The 11857-nt window shown below is 67.9% G+C and carries 11 protein-coding genes; 2 read left to right on the top strand and 9 right to left on the bottom strand.

Annotated features, from left to right (window positions below):
- The coding region (locus tag AB0J64_RS55380; protein ID WP_364046340.1) for a TOMM precursor leader peptide-binding protein at nt 1–743 on the top strand (743 nt) is incomplete at its 5' end.
- The gene (locus AB0J64_RS55375; RefSeq protein WP_364046338.1) at nt 740–1858 is read left to right on the top strand and encodes a hypothetical protein; all 1119 of its coding nucleotides are present in this window, start codon (nt 740–742) and stop codon (nt 1856–1858) included. The genes AB0J64_RS55380 and AB0J64_RS55375, both read left to right, overlap by 4 nt.
- A gap of 254 nt (nt 1859–2112) precedes the next feature.
- On the opposite strand, the gene AB0J64_RS55370 is transcribed toward AB0J64_RS55375, so the two are convergent.
- From AB0J64_RS55370 to AB0J64_RS55330, 9 genes are all read right to left on the bottom strand, one after another.
- Nucleotides 2113–2514: a type II toxin-antitoxin system VapC family toxin gene (locus AB0J64_RS55370; RefSeq protein ID WP_364046336.1), complete on the bottom strand. Its 402-nt coding sequence runs from the start codon at nt 2512–2514 to the stop codon at nt 2113–2115.
- A 117-nt stretch (nt 2515–2631) separates the two neighbouring features.
- Nucleotides 2632–3216 carry a hypothetical protein gene (locus AB0J64_RS55365; RefSeq protein ID WP_364046334.1) on the bottom strand — a complete coding sequence of 195 codons (585 nt, stop codon included), beginning with the start codon at nt 3214–3216 and terminating at the stop codon, nt 2632–2634.
- Nucleotides 3217–3278: 62 nt separating this feature from the next.
- The gene (locus tag AB0J64_RS55360; protein ID WP_364046332.1) at nt 3279–3440 is read right to left on the bottom strand and encodes a hypothetical protein; all 162 of its coding nucleotides are present in this window, start codon (nt 3438–3440) and stop codon (nt 3279–3281) included.
- Between the two features lie 199 nt (nt 3441–3639).
- A complete protein-coding gene (locus AB0J64_RS55355) occupies nt 3640–4662 on the bottom strand; it encodes an asparagine synthase-related protein (protein ID WP_364046330.1) in 1023 nt (340 codons plus the stop codon).
- A gap of 591 nt (nt 4663–5253) precedes the next feature.
- Nucleotides 5254–6561 (bottom strand): High-affinity nickel-transporter, encoded by a 1308-nt coding sequence (locus tag AB0J64_RS55350; protein ID WP_364046328.1) that lies wholly within the window; start codon nt 6559–6561, stop codon nt 5254–5256.
- On the bottom strand, nt 6558–7820 hold the full coding sequence (locus tag AB0J64_RS55345; RefSeq protein ID WP_364046326.1) for a tetratricopeptide repeat protein: 1263 nt from the start codon (nt 7818–7820) through the stop codon (nt 6558–6560). The genes AB0J64_RS55350 and AB0J64_RS55345 overlap by 4 nt, the downstream gene beginning before the upstream one ends.
- Before the next feature lie 62 nt (nt 7821–7882).
- Nucleotides 7883–9265: a DUF4331 domain-containing protein gene (locus AB0J64_RS55340; RefSeq protein WP_364046324.1), complete on the bottom strand. Its 1383-nt coding sequence runs from the start codon at nt 9263–9265 to the stop codon at nt 7883–7885.
- Between the two features lie 84 nt (nt 9266–9349).
- Nucleotides 9350–10027 carry a hypothetical protein gene (locus AB0J64_RS55335; protein ID WP_364046322.1) on the bottom strand — a complete coding sequence of 226 codons (678 nt, stop codon included), beginning with the start codon at nt 10025–10027 and terminating at the stop codon, nt 9350–9352.
- 193 nt (nt 10028–10220) lie between these two features.
- Nucleotides 10221–11081 (bottom strand): hypothetical protein, encoded by an 861-nt coding sequence (locus AB0J64_RS55330; protein ID WP_364046320.1) that lies wholly within the window; start codon nt 11079–11081, stop codon nt 10221–10223.
- Between the last annotated feature and the right edge of the window lie 776 nt (nt 11082–11857).

Genomic DNA, 11857 nt, shown 5'->3' with positions numbered 1-11857 from the left:
GGTTGTCCATGTTCCACCCCGCGGAGCAGGCCGCCGCGGCGATCGCGGACCTGTCGCGTACGCACGTCGCGGTGCTCGGCGCCGGCGCGATCGGCGGCCAGGTCGCGCTCCAGCTCGCCACCTCGGGCGTGGGCCGGCTGACGATCCTGGACGACGACCGGGTGGAGCTCAGCAACCTGCACCGCCAGCATCTCTATGCCATGCGCGATCTCGGTGAGCTCAAGACGGCCGCCGCTGCCCGCACGCTGCTCGACCACCGCCCCGAACTGGAGGTCCGGCAGGTTGAGCGGCGCATCACCGGCCCCGAGGACGTGATCACCGATGCCGATCTCGTGGTGAACACCGTCGACACGCCGCAGCCGCACATCCGCCGTTGGGTCAACCAGGCATGCGTCCAGGCGGGCACACCGTTCGTCACCGGCGGCTTCAACCAGCACGTCGGCCTGGTCGGGCCGCTGGTCGTGCCCGGCAAGACCGGCTGCCTGACCTGCCAGGAACGCGCGCTCGCCGAGCGGTACGGCACCGCCGTCCTGCCGGTCGCCGACAACGCCGGGCGGACCATCCCGTCGTTCGGCCCGCTGTGCGCGATCGTGTCGGGCATGCTCGCCTCGGAAGTGATCCGCCACCTGACCGGCACCGGTGCGCCCGCGATCGAGGGCAGGAGCGTCTGGCTGGACCTGCTCACCCTCACCGCCACCGCCAGGGACTTCGACCGGCTGGACGACTGCGAGGTCTGCGCGTGACGTCCGCGGAGCTGGATTCGAAGACCGACCTGTCGTTCCTCACCGTGGTCGCCGACGGACCCGACGACTACGTGATCGGCAACGGCGAGACGTTCGTCAACGTGCCGGGAGTGGCGGCAGCCGTCATCGCATCGCTCGACGGCACCAGAACGGCCGCGGAGGCGCGTGCCCGGGTGCTGGCCGAGCAGGGCGTGGACGTGGACGTGGACGCGTTCCTCACCGGGCTCGGAAGCGCGGGGCTGCTCAACCGTCCCGAGCGGCCGCCGAACCGGTGGGACCGGATTCGGCCGCACCACGTGGCCTGGCTCTTCTCCAGGCCCGCGCACGCCGTGCTGATCCTGCTGACCGCCTGCGCCCTCGCCGCCGCCATTGCCGACCCTGGGATCCTGCCGAGCCTGTCCGCCCTGGTGTGGTCCGACAGCTTCACGTTCACTGTTGCGTTCGTGGCCGGCTCGTGGCTCCTCGTGCTGGTGCACGAACTCGGCCACATCTCCGCCGCCAGGTCCCTGGGCGTACGGGCGGAGCTGTCGCTCGGGACTCGCCTGCAGTTCCTCGTCGTGCAGACCAGGATCACCGGCATCTGGGCAGTACCCAGGCGGGCGCGCTACCGCGCGTATCTGGCTGGCATGCGGGTCGACTGGTTCCTTGCCTGCGCCGCAACGTGCACGCTGTACGTCGTCGAACTCCCCCTCGTACGGCTGGTCTTGGTCATCTGCCTGTCGCAGATCGCCTGGCAGTTCATGTTCTTCATGCGGACCGGCGTCTACTACGCAGTCGCCAACGCCAGCGGGAACAAGAACCTCATGGCCGACGCCCAAGCGCACCTGCGGGCCACGCTCGCCAGAAAGGCGCGTTCGGCGGAGACGGGGAAGGCGCCCTTGAGCGTGCGTGTGTACGCATGGTTCCTGGTGATCGGGCGGGTGCTCGGCCTGGGGTTCTTCGCCGGGTACACGGTGCCGGTCACCATGGCGGTATGCCGGCAGTCGATCGCCGAGCTGCCCGGGTGGCAGCCGGTGGCCACGCTCGCCCTGGTGGCCGCCGGGTGGCTGCTCTACCTGAGCCTGCTCGGCCGCCGGTTGATCAGCTCACGCAGACCTGACAGGCCTGCCGGGTAGCGGGCAGGAATCTCACCGGCCTGCCCCTGTGCGGTGTGGAAACTCGGCCCCAGAGAGGTTGGCCTGGGGTTCGTGGCTCGAGCGTGATGAGGTCTCAGGCATCCTGCTGACGGTTACATGGTCCTCCCTGTACCTCATCCTCGGGCGTGTCTTTCAGCTCCTGGTCAACACGCCCGCGTCTCGGCCTCGCACAAGGCACCTCGAGACCGCAAAATCGCAGGTGTTGGGGTGTAGGGGGCTAGTGATACCTGTGTCTACTGGCCGACGCGGAGGTTCCGGATGCGGCATCGCAGGCCCGGTGCGCCTGTGAACTTGCCGTCAACGGTCACCAGCACCGCGTTCAGCGACTCCGCAAGTGCAACGTACGAGGCGTCGTAAGGCCACATGTTGTGCCGAAGCTCCCAAATGCGTGGGAGCAGCGATACGTGGTCGTAGCGCCTGATGTTCATGCGGCCGAGCAGTTCCAGGGCGCGCAGAGCCTCATCCTCCGGCAGCTTCTTGCCGCGTACCAGGCCGCGCAGCGTCGAAGCGCACTCGAGATCAGCAGCATGAGGTGCGGCCAGACGCTCCCCGATGGAGGCTTCGCGCACTTTGTCGGCGACCGGGTCGGAGCCGACGAGGAACTCCACCAAGGCGGAATTGTCCAGAACAATCACGCGCGGGCCTCGCGCACCTCGGCGATGGCGTCCGCCACGTCGTCGGCCGTTACCGTGCCACGGGACGCGATGGAGCGAGCTTCCTGGGCGGCTTCCTCTATCGTGAGCACTTCCGCTTCAGAGTCGAGCAGTTGCCGAACGTAAGCCTGAAGTGACTGCCCTGCGCGCGCCGCCCGGACTCTCAGAGTAGAGACAGTCTCCTCGGAGACCTCTCGTACATGAATGGTAGCCATGCAAGCATTCTAGTCCCGCAGGGATCGAATTGCTTTCATCCATTCGCAGCGCGTGGATCACGCAGGCGACCGGATCCAGGCCGGACACGTGGAGGCCGGCGATCTCGCCCCAGCGCAGGCCGGTGGCCATCTCGGTCACGATGAACAGGGCGGTGTCGGGGTCGATGTCGTGGACAGCGTGGAGGTAGATGCTCACCTCGGGTCCGTACAGGATGGTCCGCGCGGTCACCGGGCCGGGCAGCAGACGGAAGCCGTCGCAAGGCGATGAGGTCAGCAGTGGTGGTTCGCCGTCCTTGCCCTGTTGCATGGCCGCCTTAAAGACGGCTTGATGGCGCCCCGATAGACCTTTCCGGCAGTGGCCGGGGAGATCGTCCCCCGGTCCGGTCGCCGTGGCCGTGTCGCTGATCGCGTACCGATGGATCACGGTCGCGCTGTGGGCCGCCGTGCCCCTGCCGGTACGCATGCTCAAAGAGGCCAAGGTCAAGAGCATGGCCAGTCTCGGCCAGTGGGTCAGGCGGGGCCTGGACGCTTCTAGATCCGCGGGATCTCGATGCGCACGGGTTTTGTGATCGCGGGGGGTTCTCCGGGATAGGCTCCGGTGAGCAGGGCGGCGACCGTGTAGAGATTCCACGCCAGCGCGGGCTGTTTGATGACAGGTTCGGAGAAGAAAGCCTTCAATTCGTCGCCTCGCACGAGGGAGGCCAGAGCATCGGCTCGTTCGAGTACGAACTCTCCGAGAAGCGCGGACAGGTGCCGGCCTGGGCTGGTACGCCAGTTCCAGCTGCTTCCACGCTTCGCGACCGGTGATACAGGAGTCCTCATGACGGGCTTCCGCTGCCACCATCTGCCGGGTGACTCCGCTTTCCCGGCATGGAAACGCCAGGGTTTTCCGTCAAGCTCGATCTTCTGCAGACCGGGAGCTCTCGTACGCGGAGGTCATACCTTCGCAGGCGCGAATCACCTCATAGGCGCGCACGCTCGGGTGTGGGACGAGTACGGCGTCCTTCGCCTCGCTCTGCACCGGCGCGATGACCGTATGGTCGATACGCAGGTTAGCGGCGATCGCTCTGGCGATGATCACGTCCGGGTGGGTGTCGAGCCCATTGGTGGTCGCGCGGAAAGGGACACGGCCCGCGTGCAGAAGCGCGGCCATCAGCCGACTGTCGCGCCCACCCGTCAGAGCCAGATTCACCGATGCGGAGGCGGCGCTCAGTGGCTCGACGGCGGCGACGAGAGCATCACCTAACTGGCGGATCGCCCTGCGTTTAGCTCTCGCCGAGGTCGGCATCGGTTCGGCCGGTGGCAGCGAACGCGTGACGATGCTCCGGCGACCGCCCTTCACTGTGAGCATGGAGCATGGCCCGAGTGCCGTCACCCCCCGATAAGGGGTCTCATCGGAGAGAAAGTATCCCTGGCGGATCATGGTTTGAAGGGCGACCTCGTTCCAGGCGACTTTTCCGTTGTTCGCCACGAGGTGCACGTGCAGAGCACGGGTTCCCACCAGGTGCAGGTCCTCGTTCTCTGCGTGGAAGACGGACAAGGCCCTGGTGCTCGCGGTGACGGCCTGAATCTCCTCTTCGGCGACCCGGATGACGGAGAAGCATCCGGAGAGGTCCGCCGTCACATCACTTAGGACCGGCGCTTGAGTGAGGCGCTGCACGTCCCGCTGCGAGGCGACCGTGCCGCTTATCCCCAGGCCGTCACCATTCTCCCGCACGATCAACGGTGGGCGCCCATCGGCGCCTTCCTCGTTGGACCAGGCAAGCAACGCAGTGCCCGCACGCACCCACTCGGCGGCGTCGACGGTTTCCAACGGCACGGGAAAGACGTCACTGAGAAGCGAGCGAGCCAGAGCGAGATGTCGGCTGAGATCCGCGTCTGGACGCTTCGCGACCATGGCCAGGTATACGCGCATGAGATTCCTCTCTTGCTGGGCCTCTAGCTGGGCCAGGGTGGCGGCGTGGGCGAACCGGACGGCGAGCCCCAACACCTGCGCGACGGCGAACGCAGGACGCCGCCACCCGGATCGCCTCGCGCGAAGAAGGCACCGCCTCCTGGATGGGCGCCCGCTTTCCGGCTGCACGAACGGCAACGGTGGGTGCCATCATGGGAGGACTCCTTTGCGGGTCTGCCGGATCCGCGTACGCGAAGTTGGCTGATGAGTTCTTGATGTCTGAACTGCGAGGCGTTACCGCCCGAGAGTGGCGGGCGGGCACGGCCTCACCGGTGTCTTACCGTCAGCCCCGGAAAAGGTTCACGCCACCGCGGGGCCCGGTGACCGATGTGCTCTTCTGAGAGGCTGGTCGAGGTCCTTGGCGAGGGCGTAGGCGAAGCAGTCGGAAACCCGGTTTCGTGATGTGAACTGCGGTATTGCCGCGCGATGGCGGCTGCGGCCATCGCGAAGTGTTGTCATCACGTGTCCACGAGTTGATGATCCGCCAGTCGCCCGACGTCCATCGAAAGCCCGCACGGGCGCCTTGGTGCCGGCCCCGGCTTGGTTCGCTCTTCATACCAGCGCGGCTGCCGCTCGCAGGGCCAGACCTGTCCCAACGAGCAGGACGAGGGTGGCGGTCATCATTGCGCTGTACGGGCGTAGTCGCTGGAGCCGTCCGGCGAGGGGGCGGTCGCCAAGCTTGCGGAGTGCGAGCGCCGCGGCGAGCAGTGTCAACGTCATGCCCAGGCCGTAGCACACGACGGTCAGGACCCCGAATGCCGTACGCCCGAGTGCCATCGCACCCAGCAGCACCACCAGGGCGGATGGGCTGGGCACCAGCCCGCCTGCCACCCCCAAGGCGACCACTCCTGCTCCGTGCCCGTGCCCGTGCCCGTGGCCGGGGGCATCGCCATGGTGTCGGTGGCGCAGGGCAGAGCGGAGCAGGCCGGCGCCGATCGCGGCGATGATGAGGCCGCTGGCCACCCCGAGCCAGCCCAGTACGGCTGGTCCCGCCAGGGACGTGGTGACGGTGACCAGTACTCCAAGCGCGAGCACTCCCACCGTGTGGGTCGCGGTGACGGTGGCCGCGACAGTGGCGGCGTCTCGCAGTCGGCCGGTGCGTCCGGCGAGGTAGGCGGCCATGACGGTCTTGCCGTGGCCGGGCATGGCGGCGTGCACGGCTCCGAGCGCGAGCGACAGGAGCAGAGCCAGCAGTCCGAGCGGGACGGTCAGCCGGTCGGCGCCGATCAGCGTGTTGAGCCGGTCGGCCAGGAACCCGGTGTAGCGGGTGACCACGTCCACGCCGGGCACGGTCACCTCCGTCCCGGATTCACCGTTGCCGGGCGTTGCGGTGATGCGGGCCTGGCGGACGTCGAGAGGTGAGCTGAGCAGGTCGGTCGGGTAGTCGCGCAGTTCGCCCGACACGCTGCGGGAGGGCACACTGGAGGCACTGAGTCGTACATCGTGTCCCTTCGCCGTGATCTCCCGCCACCCCACGGTGTCGCTGCGATGGCTGTTGGCGAAGGTGATGGCGAGCGGCCGGCCGACTCGCAGGGGCGCGACCAGGTGGCAGGTGAGCCTGCTGGTGCGCAGGCCGGCGGCGCCCGGCCGGTAGGCGAAGGACGCCTGGGCGATGCGCCAGGCGAGCGGCTGTCCGTCGGCCTGGACGTGGATGGTGTCGCGCAGTTGCGCGCAGGCGATCTGGGCATGAGTGGCGGGGGAACCGTTCAACGGCTGCTGCAGGGTGGGGATCTCGGCGCTGTCGACGATCGCGGTGTCTTCGATCCTGTCGGGATGGATCGTCAGCCCGTCGTAGTGGTTGACGCTGAAATTGCCCAGCGGGTGCGCGGCCAGGGCGGCGGCGACAAGCATGGCGATCATGCCGTTGCCGCCAGCAGTGCCCTGGCCCTGGCCGCTCCCGCGAGTGAGAAGTGCGGGTTGATGGACAGCGCCTTGGCCAGGTGGGTACGGGCGGTGGCGGTGTGGCCGAGCGCATGTTCGATCTCGCCCCGGTGGTAGGTGAACAGCGCGTTGTGCCCGTCGAGTTCGGCGGCGCGCTCGGCGAAGGTGGCGGCCTCGGTGTCATGGCCGGCGCGATGCAGGGCCCAGCCGAGCGCGTCGGCGACCTCCACGCTCTGGCGGCGCTTCCATTCCGCGCGCAGGTGGCGGACCGCGGCGTGCGGGTCGCCGTGGTCGGATTCGAATCTGCCCAGGGCGAGGTCGTCGGTGACCCCGTTCTGGGCGAGGAGCTCGTGCTGTGCGGTGAAGACGGCGTATTGCCGTTTGGCCCCGGCGCGGTCACCGAGGTGTTCGAGCAGTTCACCGTACTCCACGACGAACGACGGCGAACGCTCGACGGCCGCGGCGTAGTCGCGTAGCGCCAGGTCGGTGTGGCCGAGCGCGGCTTCGGCGCGGGCCTTGCCCGCTAGTGAGGGGGTGTGGGTGGGGTCGGCGTTCAGTGCCTGGGTGTAGGAGTCCAGGGCGCCGCGCGGGTCGCCGGCGTTCCAGGCGATCTCGCCGAGCTGCCACAGGCAGAAGGCGTGGTCCGGGGGCTCACCGGCGATCTCGCGTGCGCGATGCAGCAGCTCGCGGGCGGGCCCGCTGCGGCCTCGCAACTGCTCCAGGCGGGCGGCCCTGGTGAAGGAGGCGAAGTCGGGCCGACCGTTGAGCATGCGCCGCAGCACGCTCTCGGCTTGCCGGTATTCGCCGAGTTCGAGGTATGCGTCGGTGAGCACGCCGTACAGCGGCCATCGGTACGGGGCCGCCTGGCGAGCCCGCTGGCCCCAGCGCAGCGCGTCGGCGAAGTCGTGCCTGGCGTTGGCCAGCGCGCCCATGCCGATCACGGCGTCGATGTGCGGCTGCCCATCAGCCTGCGGCAGGCGCAGGGAGCGTTCCAGGGCTTGCCGGGCCTTGCCGTAGTAGGTGATGTTCGTGGTGCGACGGGCCTGCTCCAGGTAGAAGAGGCCGAGGCTCGCCCAGGTCGCCGCGTCATCGGGCTGATGGCGCAGGCGCTCCTGGGCGTCCTCGATCGATCCGGCCAGGTCGTACGGTGACCACCTCACGGGCCCCGGCGGCGGCTCGTCGTGACGCAGGATGCCTCCGGGAGCGAACAGGACCAGCAGGACGCAGCCCAGCAGCACGCACCCCAAGAGAGGCAGAGATCTCCGTACGCGACTCATCTGATCGGACGTCCTCTGGTGGTTCAAACGGCGGTGACGGGCAGGGCGAGGTAGGGGAAGCTGTCGGAGATGGGCTTGTAGAGGAAGGCCGGGTTGTCCTCGGCGATCAGACCGGGAGCTCCCTTGCCGGCCGGCTCGCCCAGGAGCATCCGCAGGTTGACGGTGACCACGTCGTCGATGAGGCGGCGGCCGTTGGGGTAGCCCTGCTTGTCGCCCTTGAGGATGCCGTACTTGTCCGGCGCGGCGGAGACGGGCGTGCTCATGTTGAGCCGCAGTTCCTCCGCCTTGGCGATGCCGGACACGTCGCGGTTGAGCAGGTGCGAGTTGAGATCCTCCTTGATCGGGCCGTCGAGCCGCGGGGTGAGGCCGGTGAGGTAGATCTCCTCCAGGTCCTTGCGCGGGGCCGGCGGCTGCATGACGTTGGCCTTGTCCGCGACGACCTTGGCCTGGTGCGGGTCGAGTGTGGACGGCACGACGAGGCCGCCGCTCTCGTCGCCGTCCGGCCGCAGCGTGTTGAACCGGTCACGCTCCTTCAACGGGATGATCACCTCGTTGAAGTTGGGGTTACCCAGCCGCGACATCTGCTTGTAGTCGTCGGAACCGGAGCCGAGCAGGCCGCTTGACCTGCGGGAGGCCGTGGTCCAGACGCCGATGACCGGGTTCGCGGCCGCGTCGCCGTTGAGTGCCAGCTCGGACTTGGGGATCTGCAGGGCCAGCGAGCTGACGTTCATCGGCACGCCGGTCTTGACGGGGAAGAACCGCAGCCCGAACCTGAGCAGGTTGACGGCGTCGTTGTCGGAGTAGAACGGGTCGGCGGCCGTGCCGGTGAAGACCTTCCCGCCTCCGGGCAGGTCGCGTACCGCCTTGCGGCGCAGGCTCGGGTAGTCGGGCGTGGCGAGGGGGCCCATGTCGGTCGGTGCCACGTACCCGTCCCGGACGAGGGTCTCCGACTTGCCGTCCCGCAGCCTGGTCAGCGTGTAGCTCTGCTCGACCAGGGAGGCCGGCGGCCAGGCCTTGTGCTCGCGCTTGCGGACGGACGAGGGCACCGGCAGGGCCTTGTTCTTGAAGGTCCACCGGTAGGTGACGGCGGCCTTGCCCGTGCCGGTGTTGTCGACGTGGACCTCGTAATGGGCGTTGGTGTCGAACTGGTAGGGCTTCTGCGGTACCTGGAAGGGGATGTAGTCGGCGACGATCGTGACCGTGTCCTGCTTCTCCGGGCTGGTGAAGGCGTACAGGTCGGTGGCGTCGATCTGCTTGTCGGCGAAGGTCGCCGGCGCGTCCCAGTGGCTGGTGGCCGTGCTCTGCCGCATCGCGGGGCCGAGGAGCACGGTGGCCGTCAGCACGGCGACGGAGGCGCCGGCGGCGATGACCCACGCCCGCCTGCTCTTTGCGCTGCTCTGTTGCATCGATCTCTCGTTTCGCAGGTGACCGGGCCGTGCCCGCGATGGTCACCGCGGGCACGGCGGGGGAAGGTCAGGTCAGGAACGGGCTCACGGCACGTACTGGACGACCGCGTCGAGGTTGGCGAGGTAGTCACCCTCGTTCACCGGGATGCCCGTCAGGTCCCTGACAGCCCGGCTGAGGTAGCCGCTGACGTAGAACGGCCAGTGTTTGGGCCCGATGCCCCCTTCGAGCGGGCGCGGCGTGGGCACGTAAGGTGCGAACTCCTCCAGCCGGTACGTGGCCACGAGTTGCTCACCCTTGGGCTGCCCGTCGATCTCCACCTGAGCGTGTGCCCCGTCGGGACGCAGGTAGATGTCGTGGAGGGCGGCCGTGTGCCCGCTCTGGACATCGTTCAGGGCGAAGCCGCCGGGGTAGTAGACGCCGTTGCAGGGGTCAATGTGGTCCTGCTTCCATCCGATGGGCATGTAGATGCCCTTGTTGCCGGGCTTGGCCTCCATGGGCTCGATGCCCTCCACCCGCACACCGCGCTCGTCGAGGAGCCGGACGATGTCCTTACCGAAGTCGAAGTTCGCGTGCCCCTTGGGACCGAAGTACGGGAACCGGAAACACGAGGCGCTGGGCGGCGGGATGGATGAGGCGCCGGGCAGATCGGGGGCGCCGGGGATCGGCAGGAGGGGGCCTGCGGCGGCGGGGAACGCGGGCGCCGCGACGAACACCGCGGCACCGATGGCGAGCGTTCGAGTGAGGTGGGTGAGAATGCGCATGCCTTTCGGCCTTTCGTCGAGCAGAGACCACAGGGAGGGGCTCTGACCTGCGATGACTCACTCAATGTAGTTATGTCATTGCTCTCTGTAAAGAGAGCTTAAACGGCTATGAGTAAAAGATGAGATCGCGAACGTGGGCATGAAAAAACAAGCGCAGGCGCGGAAGTAAAGAAAATCCGGGCGGCTTGAACGATTATTCGCCCGACGTTCGCGGACTCCCGGCCGCAGGGCTCCCCTGTCGCGCAAGGGGCCTCTTGCGGACGGGTCGTTCGCTAGAAGAGCCTGCCCGGCCGTGGCATGGGCAGGCCGGAGCCGCCGCGACCCTGGATCGCGTCGCCCATGACCTCAGCCCGAGCATGCCGGGCGAGGCGCCGGACGGGACGGGCCGGCTCGGCGGGCCCTGCCAGGCGATGTCCAGGTCGGCCCAGTGCATGCCGCCGCGGAACTTCGTGCCGAGTTCCCGATTGAGGTCATCCGCCCAACTCCCGTCCATGGACAGGATGACCTTCAGTGGTCCGATCCCGCCGTTGTGCGGGACGAAGTTCCCCGGAGCGAGGGCTTGCGGGACGCTGAAGTTGACCATGGTCAGCTCGCCTTGCGGGTGCGGGCGGCCGTTGACGGCCGGAGTGGCGAGGAACTTGCTGTCGCCCCTGGCCGCGAACAAGACCCAGAACGTGTCGATCTCGTACGTGACGCCGGTCGCGTCGTTGATGAGGCGGAATCCGCCCGGATAGCAGACCCTGCCGCTGGGCGTCTCAATGTTGTCGTACCGCTCTCCGATCGGCATCCAGGCCGCCGTCCCGCCGTCGACCAGCTCGATGGGATCGAGCGCCTCGAACGTGACGCCCGCCCGCTTCAGCTCATTGAGGAATTCGCCGGAGAAGGTGGCCTTCGCGCTGCCCTCCTTGGACAGGTAACTTCCGATCTGACCCTCGGCCAGGCAGCCGCCTCCGGGGGAGCCTGGAGACGGGGCGGCCAGGGCGGTCTGGCCGGACAGCAGGAGGGCGGCGAGTGCGGTGCCGCCGACGACGAGCGGCGAGGGGGTCAAGCGCATGTGGTTCTCCTTTGCGGGAGAGCGAGGGATGGCGTTGGGCGTGGCGCCAACCAGCACCGATTACAGACAGTAACTTTATCATTGCGATCAGCGACCGCCTAGCGCTCTTGCAGCGAACTCCGGTACGCGACCCTCCCAGGTCGGCTGAAGGCGTTGCGGAAGGTCCCGCGACGCACTCACGTGCTGCGTGCGTGGTGCGATCGGCTTACCGCGCCGCTCGGACTGCTGGCTTCGCTGTCCCGTTCGGAAACCCGGCTTCGTGCTGTGAACTGGGGTTTTGCTGCATGATCAGGGCGACTGCGGTGGCAGGCTTATCTTGGGTTGCCCTCCTGGCGGGAGCGCCTGGGCGGCCTCGGCGCAGGCGGACGCGCGGAAGGCGCGGGTGACGGCGCGGGCGCTGCCCGAGGTGCGCGGGTGGTGGTGTAGGCGGGGGTGCGGCGCCGCGCGGAACGCGACTCATCCAGGCGGATGGCGGCGGATACGCGCATCACGCCCGCAGGTGTGCTAGGTTACAAGTAGTTGCAGTTGTGGTACCCATAATGAACTTGTGTGCGCCTGACGGTATGTAGCCTCAGGTGCATTTTTTGTTTGCCGGTCTTCTCCGGGTGTGGGCCTATTCGGCGACGCGGAATTCGTACAGTGCGGATTTCGGCTTTGCACCTCTCAAGAGGAGATCAACATGGCTTCTGGCACCGTGAAGTGGTTCAACGTCGCTGTTGCCCCCGTTGGCCATGGGCATCCCGCAGGTCGAAGTCGCCGGAATCATGGAGCCCGCC

The sequence above is a fragment of the Nonomuraea sp. NPDC049695 genome, assembly GCF_040674955.1.
In the GTDB taxonomy this organism is placed as follows: Bacteria; Actinomycetota; Actinomycetes; order Streptosporangiales; family Streptosporangiaceae; genus Nonomuraea; species Nonomuraea helvata.
Note: the sequence above shows the minus strand (reverse complement) of the source record. Positions and strands in the feature narration are given on the sequence as shown.